Origin of the sequence: Nocardioides furvisabuli (assembly GCF_021083185.1) — a bacterium.
GTDB classification, from domain to species: Bacteria; Actinomycetota; Actinomycetes; order Propionibacteriales; family Nocardioidaceae; genus Nocardioides; species Nocardioides furvisabuli.
In genome coordinates, this window is the sequence record NZ_JAIGQB010000014.1 from 34,330 (window position 1) to 48,974 (window position 14,645).

The 14,645-nt window shown below is 72.2% G+C and carries 15 protein-coding genes; 1 reads left to right on the forward strand and 14 read right to left on the reverse strand.

Features of this window, described 5'->3' with window-relative positions; translation table 11 throughout:
- Positions 1 to 16 precede the first annotated feature (16 nt).
- Entirely contained in the window at positions 17 to 691 is a 675-nt protein-coding gene (locus K4G59_RS19245; RefSeq protein ID WP_231252683.1) for a M23 family metallopeptidase, read from the forward strand.
- A gap of 12 nt (positions 692 to 703) precedes the next feature.
- Here K4G59_RS19245 and der read toward each other — a convergent pair whose 3' ends face one another.
- The 14 genes from der to ald all read right to left on the reverse strand — a co-directional run bounded on the left by der (position 704) and on the right by ald (position 14,619).
- Positions 704 to 2,059, reverse strand: coding sequence for a ribosome biogenesis GTPase Der (gene der / locus K4G59_RS19250; RefSeq protein WP_231252684.1), 1,356 nt, complete (start codon positions 2,057 to 2,059; stop codon positions 704 to 706).
- Positions 2,060 to 2,076: 17 nt separating this feature from the next.
- A complete protein-coding gene (locus K4G59_RS19255; protein ID WP_231252685.1) occupies positions 2,077 to 2,808 on the reverse strand; it encodes a lysophospholipid acyltransferase family protein in 732 nt (243 codons plus the stop codon).
- The gene (cmk, locus tag K4G59_RS19260) at positions 2,805 to 3,488 is read right to left on the reverse strand and encodes a (d)CMP kinase (RefSeq protein WP_231252686.1); all 684 of its coding nucleotides are present in this window, start codon (positions 3,486 to 3,488) and stop codon (positions 2,805 to 2,807) included. Before cmk ends, K4G59_RS19255 begins: the two co-directional genes overlap by 4 nt.
- Positions 3,489 to 3,499: 11 nt before the next feature.
- Complete coding sequence (locus tag K4G59_RS19265) at positions 3,500 to 4,585, reverse strand: prephenate dehydrogenase (RefSeq protein ID WP_231252687.1); 1,086 nt, start codon at positions 4,583 to 4,585, stop codon at positions 3,500 to 3,502.
- Positions 4,578 to 4,955, reverse strand: coding sequence for a chorismate mutase (gene aroH, locus K4G59_RS19270; RefSeq protein WP_231252688.1), 378 nt, complete (start codon positions 4,953 to 4,955; stop codon positions 4,578 to 4,580). Before aroH ends, K4G59_RS19265 begins: the two co-directional genes overlap by 8 nt.
- Before the next feature lie 25 nt (positions 4,956 to 4,980).
- Positions 4,981 to 5,784: a pseudouridine synthase gene (locus K4G59_RS19275; RefSeq protein WP_231252689.1), complete on the reverse strand. Its 804-nt coding sequence runs from the start codon at positions 5,782 to 5,784 to the stop codon at positions 4,981 to 4,983.
- Positions 5,781 to 6,521 carry an SMC-Scp complex subunit ScpB gene (gene scpB / locus K4G59_RS19280; RefSeq protein ID WP_231252690.1) on the reverse strand — a complete coding sequence of 247 codons (741 nt, stop codon included), beginning with the start codon at positions 6,519 to 6,521 and terminating at the stop codon, positions 5,781 to 5,783. The genes K4G59_RS19275 and scpB overlap by 4 nt, the downstream gene beginning before the upstream one ends.
- The gene (locus K4G59_RS19285) at positions 6,518 to 7,414 is read right to left on the reverse strand and encodes a segregation and condensation protein A (protein ID WP_231252691.1); all 897 of its coding nucleotides are present in this window, start codon (positions 7,412 to 7,414) and stop codon (positions 6,518 to 6,520) included. Before K4G59_RS19285 ends, scpB begins: the two co-directional genes overlap by 4 nt.
- The gene (locus K4G59_RS19290) at positions 7,411 to 7,758 is read right to left on the reverse strand and encodes a hypothetical protein (RefSeq protein WP_231252692.1); all 348 of its coding nucleotides are present in this window, start codon (positions 7,756 to 7,758) and stop codon (positions 7,411 to 7,413) included. Before K4G59_RS19290 ends, K4G59_RS19285 begins: the two co-directional genes overlap by 4 nt.
- Complete coding sequence (locus K4G59_RS19295) at positions 7,743 to 8,648, reverse strand: ParA family protein (protein WP_308189439.1); 906 nt, start codon at positions 8,646 to 8,648, stop codon at positions 7,743 to 7,745. The genes K4G59_RS19290 and K4G59_RS19295 overlap by 16 nt, the downstream gene beginning before the upstream one ends.
- A 294-nt stretch (positions 8,649 to 8,942) precedes the next feature.
- A complete protein-coding gene (locus K4G59_RS19300; protein WP_231252693.1) occupies positions 8,943 to 9,785 on the reverse strand; it encodes a hypothetical protein in 843 nt (280 codons plus the stop codon).
- Between the two features lie 117 nt (positions 9,786 to 9,902).
- Positions 9,903 to 12,527 carry a DEAD/DEAH box helicase gene (locus K4G59_RS19305; protein ID WP_231252694.1) on the reverse strand — a complete coding sequence of 875 codons (2,625 nt, stop codon included), beginning with the start codon at positions 12,525 to 12,527 and terminating at the stop codon, positions 9,903 to 9,905.
- Positions 12,528 to 12,574: 47 nt separating this feature from the next.
- Positions 12,575 to 13,507, reverse strand: coding sequence for a site-specific tyrosine recombinase XerD (gene xerD / locus K4G59_RS19310; protein ID WP_231252695.1), 933 nt, complete (start codon positions 13,505 to 13,507; stop codon positions 12,575 to 12,577).
- Positions 13,504 to 14,619, reverse strand: a complete 1,116-nt coding sequence (gene ald, locus K4G59_RS19315) for an alanine dehydrogenase (RefSeq protein ID WP_231252696.1) — start codon at positions 14,617 to 14,619, stop codon at positions 13,504 to 13,506. Before ald ends, xerD begins: the two co-directional genes overlap by 4 nt.
- Positions 14,620 to 14,645 lie beyond the last annotated feature (26 nt).

A 14,645-nucleotide genomic window follows, 5' to 3' on the forward strand; every position in this document is an offset into this window, starting at 1 on the left:
AACCGTGGGGGTTCACATGTCATCACTGCCGCGCCGAGTCGGCACCCTCTGTGCCGTCGTCGTCACGACGGTGTGCCTGGGTGCGCTACCGGCAGAGGCCGCGCCGGAGACCTCGGTGCGCGAGGGCGCGCAGGCGGAAGCGCTCGCGCAGGCCATCGAGGTCCAGGAGCAGCTCCGCGAGCGCCAGCAGACGCTCCTGTCCCTCAACCGCCGCGCCGACGCGCGGGACCGGGCGCTGCTCGGCCGCAAGGCCGTCCTCGCGGCGTACGGCTACCACGGCGACCCCGAGCGGGTCCGCGCCGTGCTGCCGCTGGCGTCGTACCGGTTGTCCGCAGGCTACGGCCTCACCGGTCCCCTGTGGGAGGCAGAGCACGGCGGCCAGGACTTCAGTGCCTCGCTCGGCGAGCCGATCGTCGCCATCGCCGCGGGGACCGTCACCGAGGTGGCGTACGCCGGCCCCTACGGACTGCGCACGATCGTGGTGCTCCCCGACGGCACCGAGGTCTGGTACTGCCACCAGGCCGAGGCCTCGGTGTACGCCGGCCAGGTGGTCGACGTGGCCGAACAGATCGGCACCGTGGGCTCGACGGGCAACTCCACCGGCCCGCACCTCCACCTCGAGGTGCGACCCGGCGCGGCCGGGCCGACGGACCCGCTCGCGTGGCTGAGCGCCGAGGGGATCGCCCCCTGAGCGCTGCGGCCGTCAGCGCTTGCGCTTCTCGCGCGGCTTCTGGTTGATGATGATGGGCGTGCCGACGAAGCCGAACTCCTCGCGCAGGCGTCGCTCGATGAAGCGCTCGTAGGCCGCGTCGAGCTTGCCGCTGGTGAAGAGCACGAAGGTCGGCGGGGCCGTCGAGGGCTGCGTGGCGAAGAGGATCTTCGGCTGCTTGCCGCTGCGCACGGGGTGCGGGTGCTCGGCGACGAGGCGGCCCAGGAAGGTGTTGAGCGCACCGGTGCCGATGCGGGTCTCCCAGCCCTCCAGCGCCTTGTCGATCGCCGGGACCAGCCGGTCGACGTGCCAGCCCGTGCGGGCGGTGAAGTTGATGCGCGGGGCCCACTTGAGCTGCACGAGGTCGCGCTCGATCTCGCGCTCAAGGTAGTGGCGGCGCTCCTCGTCGACGAGGTCCCACTTGTTGAAGGCGATGACCATCGCGCGGCCCGCGTCGCGGATGGTCTGGATGATGCGCATGTCCTGCTCGGACACCGTCTGGCTGGCGTCGAGCACCAGCACGGCGACCTCGGCGCGGTCGATCGCGGTCGTGGTGCGCAGCGAGGCGTAGTACTCGTGGCCCGAGGCCTGGTTGACGCGCTTGCGGATGCCCGCGGTGTCGATGAAGCGCCAGGTGCGGTCGCCGAGGGTGATCAGCTCGTCCACCGGGTCCACGGTGGTTCCGGCGGCGTTGTCGACGACGACGCGGTCCTCCTTGGCCAGCATGTTGAGCAGGGAGGACTTGCCGACGTTGGGCTTGCCGACGATCGCGATGCGCCGCGGTCCGCCGACCTCGTCGAAGGACTGCGCCGGGGTCTCCGGGAGCGCGGCGAGGATCGCGTCGAGCATGTCGCCCGAGCCGCGACCGTGCAGCGCCGACACTGCCCACGGCTCGCCCAGGCCGAGGTTCCACAGCCCGTAGGCCTCGGCCTCGGTGCGGGCGTCGTCGACCTTGTTGGCGGCCAGCACGACCGGCTTGCCCGAGGCACGCAGGATCCGTACGACGGCCTCGTCGGCGTCGGTGATGCCCACGGTCGCGTCGACCACGAAGAGCACGGCGTCGGCCAGGGACACCGCGACCTCGGCCTGGCCGGCGATCCGCTCAGCCAGGCCACGGGCGTCGGGGTCCCAGCCACCGGTGTCGACGACGGTGAAGGCGCGACCGGCCCAGATCGCGTCGTAGTAGACGCGGTCGCGGGTCACACCGGGGCGGTCCTCGACGACGGCCTCTCGCCGGCCGATGATGCGGTTGACGAGGGTGGACTTGCCCACGTTGGGCCGGCCCACCACGGCCAGGACCGGGGTCGGGCCGCTGTCGGCCTCGACCCTGTCGACGTCGTAGTCACTCATGCGTGATCACAGCTCTCTCATGCTTCGACGAGCCCGGATTCGGGGTCGTCCTCGGATTGTCCCGCAGGTGGGGGCTCGGACAACGATCGGCGCGTCTGCGAGAGGGCGCTGTCCAGCTCGGACAGCAGGTGCTCCCGCAACAACGCCGCCGTGGCACCCACCTGTTCCCGGGTGCGGGGCCAGGGCTGCTGTGGTGTGCGCCACGCACGCCCGAAGACCACGTCGACGGCCTCGCCGCGAGCCGGCAGCGAGCTGCCGGGGGCACCGCGGGTGCCGGTGAAGGTGACCGGGACGACCGGGGCGCCCGTGACCATCGCCAGGTAGGCGGCGCCGGGATGGCAGCGGTCGAACCTCCCGCTGCTGCGGGTGCCCTCGGGAAAGATGCCGACCACTCCCCCGTCGCGCAGGACGCGCAGGGACGACCGGACCGCGCCCGGATCGGCGTGGAGGCGGTCCAGCGGGATCTGGCCGGTGCGGCGCAGGAAGCCGCCCAGCCGGCCCTCGAACATCTCGCGCTTGGTCAGCGCGTGCACGGGACGCGGGGACAGCACCGCCAGCAGCGGGCCGTCGACGATGCCGGTGTGATTGGCGGCGAGGATCACGCCGCCGACGGAGGGCACTCGCTCGGTGTGGTGCACCACGACCCGGAAGTGGCGCCGGACCAGCCAGCCCGACACCGGACGCAGCGCCCGCAGCATCCGGGTGGCCGGGTGCTCCGCACTGCTTGCCGGGAGGTCGGGCCTGCTCACGTGCGCTCCGCCGCGGCCTGCTCGGCGAGCGCGACGATGCGGTCGATGACCTCGGGGAGGGTGAGGTGCGTGCTGTCGACGTGGACGGCCCCCTGCGCCATCGTCAGCGGTGCGGTCGCGCGTCCTGAGTCGATGCGGTCGCGCTCGAGGAGCGACTGCTGGGTGGTGGCGACGTCGGTGCCGCCCTGCTCGGCTGCACGGCGTACGGCGCGGGCGTCGGGGTCGGCGCTGAGGTAGACCTTCACCTCCGCCTCCGGCCACACGACCGAGCCGATGTCGCGGCCCTCGACGACGATGCCGCCGTCGGCGATCACCTGACGCTGGAGGTCGAGCAGCAGGGCCCGCACCTCGGGCACCGCGCTCACCGGGCTCACGGCGGCAGTCACGTCCTCGCCCCTGATCTCGACCGAGACGTCGCTGCCGTCGACCGTGATGGTCGGGGCCAGCGGGTCGGTCCCGGACTCGATGTGCGGACGGCCCGCGGCAGCGGCGACGGCTCCCCCGTCGCGTACGTCGACGCCCTCGCGCAGCAGCCACCAGGTCATCGCGCGGAACATCGCGCCTGTGTCGAGGTAGCGCAGGCCGAGGCGCTCGGCCACGCCGCGCGAGGTGCTCGACTTGCCCGATCCGGACGTGCCGTCGACGGCGATGACGAGGGACGGTGTCTCGGCGCTGCTCACGGGCGAGAAGATTACCGGTGAGTCGTCCACCCGCGGGATTCGAGAGCGGCGAGCAGGTGCTCGGCCCGGCCCCGGTCGACCACCAGCTCGGTGAGGCCCACCGGACGCCCGGGGTCGTGGTCGATGTGCACGTCCTCGATGTTGACGCCGATCTCGCCGGCGTCGCCGAAGAGCCGGGCCAGCTCGCCGGGGTGGTCGGGCACGGAGACGAAGACCGACCGGGTCGGTCGCGCCGGCCCCCCGTGCTTGCCCGGGATCGCCGCCGTGCCGGCGTTGCCGCGCGCGAGGATCTCGACGAGGTCGGCCCCGGCGTCGTCCGCGACGGCCGTCATGAGGGCGTCCAGGTCGGCACGTACCTCACCGAGCAGGTCGAGCACCGCCCCCGCGTTGGCCTCCAGGATCTGTTGCCACAGCGCCGGGTCGCTCGCCGCGACGCGGGTCACGTCGCGCACCCCCTGCCCGGACAGGGCGAGGTGCTCCTCGGGGGCGGCGGCGAGCCGCCCCGCGACGAGGACCGCTGCGAGGTGCGGCAGGTGGGAGATCCGCGCGACCGCACGGTCGTGCTCGTCGGGTGCCATCAGCCGTGGCGAGGCACCACACTCCAGCACCAGCGACTCCACCAGCCCTACCGCGCCGGGCTCGGCCACGTCGTGGGGCGTGATGGCCCAGGGGCGCCCGTCGAAGAGCGCAGCGCTCGCGGCGAGGGGGCCGGAGCGTTCGCTGCCGGCCATCGGGTGGGACCCGACGTAGCGCGCGAGGTCCGTGGGCCGGACACGTCCCGCGACCGCGGCGAGAGGTGCCGCCTTCACGCTGCCGACATCGGTCACCACCGCGTCGGAGCGTCCGAGCGCGGCCACGATGGCGTCGGGGATCGCCGCCGGGGGCACCGCGACCACGACGAGCTGGGGACGCTCGTGGGACGACGCGGACCTTCCCGCGCCGAGCCCGGAGGCGGTGCGGAGGTTCTCCGCGGAGGTGTCGCGCAGCACGACGTCGAGACCGAGGCGCCGGCAGACGAGCGCGATCGAGGCGCCGATCAGACCGGCCCCGACGACCTCCACCGGGCCGGTGAGGGCCGGGAGGGGCCGTTCAGTCATGGCTCGTGGTCCGGGTGAGGTCGCGTCGCAGGTGGGCGGCCCCGTGGAGGTAGACGTGCGTGACGTCCGAGCGCGGCAGGTCGGCGTCGACGTGCGCCATCAGCCGGACCACGCGTGGCATCGACCCCTCGATCTCGAGCTCGCGCGCGCACACGAGCGGGACGTCGGAGAAACCGAGCTGTCGCGCGGCGTACGCCGGGAACTCGCTGGTGAGGTCGCTGGTCGCGGTGAAGATGATCGAGATGAAGTCGTCCACCTCGAGGTGGTTGGCCTCCATCACGTCGGTCACGAGCTCGGCCACCCGCGCGAGCATGTGCTCACGGGTGTCCTCCTCGAGCTGCGTCGCGCCCCTCACTGCCCTCACTGCCACGGGAGAACCCTAACGGCGCTGCGGCTCAGAGCTGCGCGCTGTCCATCAGCTCGCCCAGCTCGGCCACGGTGAGCTCGCGCATCTCCCCGGACCGCAGCCGGGTCAGCGTGACCGGACCGATCTGGGTGCGGGTGAGGCGGCGGACCGGGTGGCCGACGTGGTCGAGCAGCCGGCGCACGATGCGGTTGCGGCCCTCGTGGATGGTGAGCTCGACGATCGAGCGGTTGCTGCCCTCGCGGCGGGGGTCGCCGCCGAGCACGCGCGCCGCACTGACCGTCACCGGGCCGTCCTCGAGCTCGACGCCGGCGAGCAGCCGGCGCACGGTGCGGACGTGGACCTCGCCGTCGACCTCGGCGACGTAGGTCTTGTCGACCTCGTGGGAGGGGTGCGCGAGGTGCTGGGCGAAGTCACCGTCGTTGGTGAGGATGATCAGGCCCTCGGTGTCGGTGTCGAGGCGCCCGACGTGGAACAGACGCTCCGGTCGGTCGGCCACGAGGTCGCCGAGGGTGCGACGCCCCTCCGGGTCGGACATCGTCGACACGACGCCGCGGGGCTTGTTGAGGACCAGGTAGACCTTGTCGCTGATCGGCGGCAGCCGCTTGCCCTCCACGCGCACGACCGCGGTGCGGGGGTCGACCTTGGTGCCGAGTCGGGTGACGACCTCACCGTCGACCTCGACGAGCCCGTCGAGCATCAGCTCCTCGCACTTGCGTCGGCTCGCGACTCCGGACTGGGCGAGCAGCTTCTGCAGCCGGATCAGCCCGTCCTCGTCGGTCTCGGGGCGCTGCGAGCTGGGCTGGTCGTTGTCGGGGGCGTCGTGAGGCTTCATGCGATCTCGGTCCCGCCGTCGGGCTCGGTGCCGGCGCCGCTGTGCGGCGAGGCGTGGGTGGGGGGTACGCCGGCCGGGGTCGGCCGCGACCCGGGTGCGGTCTCCGGCGCAGGGTCCGCCGGCGGGGCGTCGAGGCCGGCGACGCTCGCCAGCTCGTCCTCGAGGTCGTCCATGTCGGGCAGGTACGGAGCCAGCTCCGGCAGCTCCTGGAGCGAGGTGATGCCGATGCGCTCGAGGAAGTAGGAGGTCGTGCGGTAGAGGTTGGCACCGCTCTGCTCGTCCTGCCCGGCCTCCTCCACCAGCCCGCGGGTGAGCAGCGTGCGCATGACGCCGTCGACGTTCACCCCGCGGATCGCCGAGACCCGGGCCCGCGACACGGGCTGCTTGTAGGCCACCACCGACAGCGTCTCGAGCGCGGCCTGGGTGAGCCGGGCCTGCTGGCCCTCCAGCACGAACGACTCGACGACCGCGGCGTACTCCGGTCGCGAGTAGAAGCGCCAGCCACCGGCGACGGACCGCAGGTCGAAGCCCCGGCCCTGCTCGGCGTACTCGGCGGCGAGGGTGTGCAGGGCGGCCTGCACGTCGGCGACGGGGTGCCCCACCACCGAGGCGAGGCGCACCTCGTCGAGCGCCTCGTCGGAGACCATGAGGATCGCCTCGAGCGCGGGCCGCAGCTCGGCGACGGCGACCTCGAGGGTCTCCACGTCGCCCGGTGCGGTCGCGGGGTGCTCGCTCACTGGTCCTCCTGGGTGTCCGGGGCCGGGACGTCCGCCGTGAGGTCGTCGTTCCCGCTGCCGCCATCTTCGTCTGGCGGCGGGGCGCCGTCGAATTCGTCGTTGATCTCCACGTCGCCGTCCTCCGCGCCGGTCCAGCGCACGGTCAGCTCGCCCAGCGGTGTGACCTGGTCGAAGGACACCGCGCCCTCGCGGAAGAGCTCGAGGAGCGAGAGGAAGCGCGCGACCGTCGTGAGTCGGTCCGGCGAGTCACCGCACAACGCGCGGAAGGTCATCGTCCCGGTGCGCCGCAGCCGGTCGACGACCAGCTGCGCCTGCTCGCGCACGCTGACCTTGGCCGCGTGGATGTGGTGCAGCGAGACCTCCAGCACCGGCTTGGGCTCCATCGCCCTGGCCGCGAGCTGCGCGAACTGCTCGAGGCCGATCCCGATGAGGACCTCGGGCAGCAGCGTGGCGAAGCGCTCCTCGAGCCCGACCGCGCGCGGGTGGCTGCGCGACTCCGAGGCGATGCGCTCCTCGAGCACCGAGGCCACGAGCTTGAAGGCGCGGTACTGCATCAGCCGCGCGAAGAGCAGGTCGCGCGCCTCGAGGAGCGCGAGGTCCTCCTCGTCCTCGACGTCGCCCTGGGGGAGAAGGCGCGCAGCTTTGAGGTCGAGCAGGGTCGCGGCGACGACGAGGAAGGACGTCGTCTGCTCGAGGTCCCACGCACCGCCGAGGTTCTTGACGTGCGCGATGAACTCGTCGGTGACCTGCGACAGCGCGACCTCGGTGATGTCGAGCTTGTGCTTGGCGATCAGCCCCAGCAGCAGGTCGAAGGGTCCCTCGAAGTTGTCCAGGCGTACGGCGAACGCCGGGGTCTCGCTCCCCGGCTCGGCGAGGTCGGTGGCGCCGCTCACTCGTCCAGCAGTCGCTGGACCAGAGGGCTCTCGACGCCCTGCGCCTCGAGGTCGGCCAGCACCAGGGCCAGCGCCTCGCGCACCAGGCGCCCGCGGTCGACGGCGAGGCCGTGCTCGCGGCGCAGGGTGAGCCGGGCGTGCTCGATGTCGAGGAGCTCGTCGGCGGTGACGTAGACGGTCATCTTCTCGTCGTGGCGGATCCGCCCGCTCGGCCGCTTCGGACCGGACTCGGCCTCGTCGGCGACCGCACGCACGCGGCGCGGGCGCTCGGCGGGGGTCGACTCGGAGTCGGAGGTCGGCCGGAACAGGTCGTCCGCGGCCGGCATGCTCACTCGGCGGGCCACCGGGTGAGCACCTCCCTCGCGAGCTGGCGGTAGGCGTCGGCACCGGTCGAGGACGAGGCGTACGACGTGATGGGCTCCCCGGCGACGGTGGCGTCGGAGAACTTCACCGTGCGGCGGATGACGGTGTGGAAGACGGTGTCGCCCCATGCCGAGACCAGGCGCTCCATCACCTCGCGGCTGTGGAGCGTGCGCCCGTCGAACATGGTGCCGAGGACACCGTCGATCTCGAGCTTGGGGTTGAGCCGCTCGCGGACCTTGTCGATCGTCGTCTTGAGCAGCGCCACGCCGCGGAGCGCGAAGTACTCGCACTCCAGCGGGACGATGACGCCGTCGGAAGCGGTCAGGGCGTTGACCGTCAGCAGGCCGAGCGAGGGCTGGCAGTCGATGAGGATGACGTCGTAGTGCGCGAGCGCGGGGGCCAGCACGCGCTGGAGGGTCTGCTCGCGCGCCACCTCGTGCACCAGCTGCACCTCGGCGGCCGAGAGGTCGATGTTGGACGGCAGGAGGTCCATGCCTTCGATGCCGGACGGCACCACGACCTCGTCGAGGGTGGTCTCGCGGTCCATCAGCAGGTTGTAGATGGTGGCGTCCATCTCGTGGGGGTTGAGGCCCAGGCCGACCGACAGCGACCCCTGCGGGTCGAAGTCGACCAGCAGCACCTTGCGGCCGAACTCGGCCAGCGAGGCACCGAGGTTGATCGTGGTGGTGGTCTTGCCGACGCCGCCCTTCTGGTTGCACATCGACACCACGCGCGCACCGCCGTGACCGGTGAGCGGGGCCGGGTCCGGGAACACCGGCATCGGGCGCCCCGTGGGACCGAGCGGCACCACGGCGGACGGCTGGGTGTCCGCCTCGGCGATCGGTCGTTCGAAGGGGATCGGCTGCGTCACGTCGTACTCGTCTCGAGATGGGGGGGCGGGTTGCTGCGGCTGGGGTGGTCGGACGAGAGGAGGCATCTCGGAGGCACTGCTGCCGAAGTCGTGACCGGGACGTCCCGCACTGCTCATGTCCGCTCCTCGTCGCTTCGGTCGTGCATCGACCTGGAACCCGATTGGACCATGCCGGACCCGTTCGACTTTGTCGACACGTCGACACGTCCCGCACCACTTCGTGGCAGGTCCGGGATCGGCCCGGGCCGTGTCGCGCGGACTCTAGCCGTTGCGCGGCGGTTGCGACCAACCTGGCTAGGCACACCCGTCCTGGCGCTCCGCGAGCTCCCTCGCGGTCCCGCTCGCCGCCTCGTAGTCGTCGAGGTCCTTGACGCCGCGCCGCCAGCTGGCCAGCCACATCTCCGTGGCCTGCTGGGGCGTCATCTGCCCCAGCCGCAGCATGTCCATGTGGCGGATGTGCTCCTCCCACGTGGCGACCGACACCCGCGCTGCCTGGAGCGCGCGGACCGCTGCCTGCACCTCGCGCGCACACGCCGGCAGGGCCCGGGCGCCTCGCGCCAGCAGCGCCGGACCGGGGCAGTCCACCCCCTCGGTGCGGAGCACGGCGAGGGACTCGTCGAACTCGCCCACCCGGCGCTGCGCGCCCACCCGGGTCCTCTCCCAGAACTCCGTCGCCTGTCGCAGGGTGATCTCCCCGACGACGAGCTTGTTCATGGCACCCACGTGCACCTGCCACTGGTCCAGGGCGGGCCGGGCTGTCGCCAAGGTCTCCTGGAGGCCCTCCTGCGCGCGCACGCACCGGGCGAGCCGTGACCGGCGGCCTTGCTCGGTGCCGGCGAGCGGCGTCGGCGTGGACGCGACGCTGGCGCGGGCCGCTCGCGGAGCGTCGTCGGCGGCGTCCCGGGCGTCGTCCTCGTCGCCACCGAACGCCGTCCAGACCAGGACCAGCAGCAGCGCGGTGACGGCGCCTGCCAGTCCGGCCGCGACGAGTGCCCCGGTCCCACCGGCCTGCCAACCCGCGTCTGGCGACTCGGGCCAGTCGTCCGCGCCGGTCTCGTCGTACGGCTCCTCGTCCGGCTCGACCTCGAACCCGTCCTCGGGGTGGTCGTCGTGCTGGTCCTCGTGCTCGTCGTTCATCCTGCACCCCCGGGAGCGGTCGCCACTTTCTTCGGACGATACGGCGGGTCCTTTACCTTCTCGGCCCCAAAATCGGGGAGGTGCACGACCGCGTCCACCCCTGGGGGGGAACGGCCCTCACACGTCGCCGAGGCGCCGCATCGCGACCGTCGCCAGCACCAGCTCACCGGCGCTGTCGGTGGCGTCGCAGTCGACGACGGCCTCGATCACCCAGTCGTGGTCGCCCTCGGGGTCGTGGATCGTCTGGCGTACGTCACGCAGCCGGGCCTCGGTGCCCTCCTCGGCCCCCACCGGCTCGCCGATCCGCTCCTCCCCCACGACGAGCAGGTCCGGACCGCGGGCGTCCGCGTCGGTCAGCACCCGGTCGTGCTCGGCGTAGTAGGCCTCGAGCGCCTCGTCCCACACGGACCGGCCGACGACGACCTGCCGCGGCGGGTCGGTGCGGTCCGCGGCTGCCCGCTCGAGGCGGACCAGGACATCGAGGTCGTCGCGGGAGACCGCGTCCACGCGTGCCCACATCGCGTTGCGCAGCATGACCCGGAAGGGGCGCTCCTGCCGCGTGAGCGGGCGCGGCGGGGGCGGCGGCTCGTGGTGCGATACCGCGCCCGGCGCGTGCGCCGGGTCTGACAGCGCCTCCCACTCGTCGAGCAGCGAGGAGTCGGTCTGGCGCACCGTCTCCCCCAACCACTCGATGACGTCCTCCACCTCCGGAGCACGGTGCGCCTCGGGCACCGAGTGGCGCAGCGTCCGATAGGCGTCGGTGAGGTAGCGCAGCACCAGGCCCTCGGAGCGGGCGAGCTGGTAGCGGCCGACGAAGTCGGTGAACCCCATCCCGTTCTCCCACATCTCCCGCACCACCGACTTCGGCCCCAGGGCGTCGTCGGGGAGCCAGGGGTGGGTCTGCTGGTAGGTCGCGTAGAGCGCCTCGAGAAGCTCGCGCAGCGGTTGCGGCCAGGTGATCTCCTCGAGCAGCGCCATCCGCTCGTCGTACTCCAGCCCGTCGGCCTTCATCTCACCGATCGCCTGGCCGCGGGCGGCGTGCTGCTGGGCCATCAGGATCTGCCGCGGCGCCTCGAGGACGGACTCGACGATCGAGACGACGTCGAGGCCGTAGGTCTCCGACTCGGGGTCGAGCACGTCGAAGGCGGCCAGCGCGAAGTGCGCGAGCGGCTGGTTGATCGCGAAGTCCTCGGGCAGGTCGACCGCGAGGACGTAGCGGCGCCCGAAGCTGTCGACCTCGGGCAACCGCGTGACGATGCCCGTGCGCACGAGCGAGCGCGACAGGCGCAGGGCACGCCGGGCCAGCCGGAGCTGGGCGCGGCGCTCCTCGTGGTTGTCGGTGACCAGACGACGCATCACCGCGAAGGCGTCCTCCTCGCGCGACACGACGTTGACCAGCATCGAGTTGTCGACCTTCATCCGGCTGCTCAGCCGCTCCGGCAGGCCGGCGACGAGCTTGTCGAAGGTCTGCTCGGTCCACACCACCGTGCCCTCGGGTGCCTTCTTGAGCTGGGCCTTGGACTTCTTCTTCCCGGCCGCGACCCGCGCGGCCGACTTGGCCTTGGCCTGCTCGTTCTCGATGACGAAGTCCGGTGCCTGCACGACGACGTAGCCGGCCGTGTCGTAGCCCGCACGGCCCGCGCGGCCGGCGATCTGCTGGAACTCCCGCGTCCGCAGCACCCGCTGCCGGGTGCCGTCGAACTTGGCCAGCCCGGTGAAGAGCACGGTGCGGATCGGCACGTTGATGCCCACGCCGAGCGTGTCGGTGCCGCAGATGACCCGGAGCAGCCCGGCCTGGGCGAGCGTCTCGACGAGCCGGCGGTACTTCGGCAGCATGCCCGCGTGGTGGACGCCGATGCCGCTGCGCACCATCCGCGACAGCGTCTTGCCGAAGCCCGTGCCGAACCGGAAGCCACCGATGCGCTCGGCGATCGCGTCCTTGTCGACCTTCAGTCCCCCGCCGCTGGCCGCGAGCCGCGACTTGAGCAGGTTGGTCGCGTGCTCGACGGCGGCCGCCTGGGTGAAGTGGACGACGTAGACGGGGTCCTGGCCGGTCGTCACGAGCTCCTCGAGGGTGTCGTCGAGCGGCTCCATCGACCAGCGGAAGCTCAACGGCACGGGGCGCTCGGCGTCGTCCACCACCGCGGTGTCGCGGCCGGTGCGCCGTTCGAGGTCCTCGACGAAGAAGGAGACGTCGCCCAGGGTGGCAGACATCAGCAGGAACTGGGCGTCGACGAGCTCCAGCAGCGGCACCTGCCAGGCCCAGCCGCGATCGTGCTCGGAGTAGAAGTGGAACTCGTCCATCACGACCAGGCCGACGTCGGCGCCGCGGCCCTCGCGCAGCGCGATGTTGGCCAGCACCTCGGCGGTGCAGCAGATGATCGGGGCGTCGGGGTTCACGGCCGCGTCACCGGTGAGCATTCCGACGTTGTCGGCGCCGAAGACCTCGATGAGGGCGAAGAACTTCTCGCTCACCAGCGCCTTGATGGGCGCTGTGTAGAAGCTGACCTTGTCCTGTGCGAGCGCTGCCACGTGGGCGCCGATGGCGACCAGCGACTTCCCCGACCCGGTGGGCGTCGCGAGGATCACGTGGTTGCCGCCGAGCAGCTCGATGACCGCCTCGTCCTGGTGCGGGTAGAGGTCCAGCCCCTGGTCGACCACCCAGCCGGTGAAGGCGTCGTAGACGGCGTCCGGGTCGGCGCCCGTCGGCACCCGGGTGTCGAGTCGTACGGCGTCCGGCATGCCTCGATCCAACCACCTGTGCCCCGGCGTGCCGGGGCCGGAGGCGCTCAGCCGCGCGCGCGGGGGTGCGCGGTCGCGAAGACCTCGCGCAGGTTGTCGACCGTGACGAGCGTGTAGACCTGCGTCGTCGTCACGGAGGCGTGGCCGAGCAGCTCCTGCACCACGCGCACGTCTGCGCCGCCGTCGAGCAGGTGCGTGGCGAAGGAGTGGCGCATCGTGTGCGGCGAGACCGAGGCGGTCACGCCCGCCCGCTCGGCGGCCTTCACCAGCACCGCCCAGGCGCTCTGGCGCGAGAGCCGCCCGCCCCGCGAGTTGAGGAACAGGGCGGGACCTCCGCGTCCGGTGCCGACGAGCTCTGGGCGCGCCCGCGTGACGTAGGCCTCCACCGCGTCGCGGGCATAGCCGCCGACCGGCACCAGCCGCTCCTTGCCCCCCTTGCCGCGCAGCAGGACCGTGCCGTCGACCTGGTCGAGGTCGTCGACGTCGAGGCCCACCGCCTCGGAGATCCGCGCACCCGTGCCGTAGAGCACCTCCAGCAGCGCACGATCACGCAGCGCGAGCACCGTGTCGGGCGCGCCAGCCGCCTCCAGGATGGCCTCCACGTCCGACAGCGGCAGTGCCTTGGGCAGCCGCTTCGCCGGGGTGGGTGGCTTCACCGCCGCCGCCGGGTCGGCGAGTGCGAGCCCGTCGGAGACCGTGAACTTGTGGAAGCCGCGCACGGCCACGACCGTGCGCGCGGCCGAGGTCGCGCTCAGCGGCGGGTGGGCGTCGCTGCCCTCGCGCAGGCTGACCAGGAACGCGGACACCGTGGCCTCGGTGATCGCGTCCAGGTCGTCGATGCCCTCGCCGGTCAGGAACTCGTCGTAGCGCCCCAGGTCACGGCGGTAGGAGCTGAGCGTGTTGGCGGCCAGCCCGCGCTCGACCGCGAGGTGGTCGAGGTACGTGCGCACCGCCCGCCGCAGCGTGACCCCAGGGCTCACGCCAGGACGCTGTCGAGGCCCACCGAGTCGATGCCGACGGCGGTGCCGACCGGAGCGTTGGTGAGCTGCCCGTCGTGGGTGTTGAGGCCCAGCGCCAGGTTCGGGTCGTCGCGCAGTGCCTGCGCCCAGCCCTTGTCGGCCAGCGCGACGGCGTAGGGCAGCGTGGCGTTGGTCAGGGCGTACGTCGAGGTGTTGGGCACCGCGCCGGGCATGTTGGCCACGCAGTAGAAGACCGAGTTGTGGACCTCGTAGGTCGGGTCGTCGTGCGTGGTGGCGTGGGAGTCCTCGAAGCAGCCGCCCTGGTCGATCGCGATGTCGACGAGCACCGAGCCGGGCTTCATCCGCGAGACCAGCTCGTTGGTGACCAGCTTGGGCGCCGCAGCACCGGGGATCAGCACCGCGCCGATCACCATGTCGGCCTCCATCACCTGCTGCTCGATCGCGAGCTTGGAGGAGGCGAGGCCGTGCACCCGGTTGTTGTAGCGCCAGAACGACATCCGCAGCTTGTCGAGGTCGGTGTCCAGGAGCGTGACGTCCGCGCCCATGCCGAGGGCGATGTTGGCGGCGTTCTGGCCGGAGACGCCGGCGCCGATGATGACGACCTTGGCGTTGGCCACGCCACCGACGCCACCCATGAGCACGCCGCGCCCGCCGTTGGCCTTCATCAGCGAGTACGCCCCGACCTGGGGCGCGAGGCAGCCCGCGACCTCGGACATCGGGTAGAGCAGCGGAAGGCTGCCGGAGGGGAGCTGGACCGTCTCGTAGGCGATGGCGGTGACCTTGCGCGCCATCAGCTCCTCGGTCAGGGGCTTGTCGGCGGCGAGGTGGAGGTAGGTGAAGAGGGTCTGGCCCTCCCGCATCCGGTGGTACTCCTCGGCGACGGGCTCCTTGACCTTGAGGACCATGTCGGCGCTGCCCCACACGTCGTCGGCCGTGTCGAGCATGGTCGCGCCGGCGGCGACGTACTCCTCGTCGGGGATCTGCGACCCCTCGCCGGCGGACTTCTCGACCACGACGTCGTGACCGTGCTGGACCAGCTCATGCACGCCGATCGGGGTCAGGGCCACGCGGTACTCGCGGTTCTTGACTTCCTTGGGTACGCCGACCTTCATGCCTAGCTCCTCATGGTCCGGGGGCG

Bases quoted from the DNA above. Each gene is read 5' to 3' on its own strand.
- K4G59_RS19245 (WP_231252683.1), top strand. From the start codon at position 17: ATGTCATCACTGCCGCGCCGAGTCGGCACCCTCTGTGCCGTCGTCGTC.
- der (WP_231252684.1), bottom strand. From the start codon at position 2,059: ATGAGTGACTACGACGTCGACAGGGTCGAGGCCGACAGCGGCCCGACC.
- K4G59_RS19265 (WP_231252687.1), bottom strand. From the start codon at position 4,585: ATGACTGAACGGCCCCTCCCGGCCCTCACCGGCCCGGTGGAGGTCGTC.
- K4G59_RS19275 (WP_231252689.1), bottom strand. From the start codon at position 5,784: ATGAAGCCTCACGACGCCCCCGACAACGACCAGCCCAGCTCGCAGCGC.
- K4G59_RS19300 (WP_231252693.1), bottom strand. From the start codon at position 9,785: ATGAACGACGAGCACGAGGACCAGCACGACGACCACCCCGAGGACGGG.
- K4G59_RS19305 (WP_231252694.1), bottom strand. From the start codon at position 12,527: ATGCCGGACGCCGTACGACTCGACACCCGGGTGCCGACGGGCGCCGAC.
- ald (WP_231252696.1), bottom strand. From the start codon at position 14,619: ATGAAGGTCGGCGTACCCAAGGAAGTCAAGAACCGCGAGTACCGCGTG.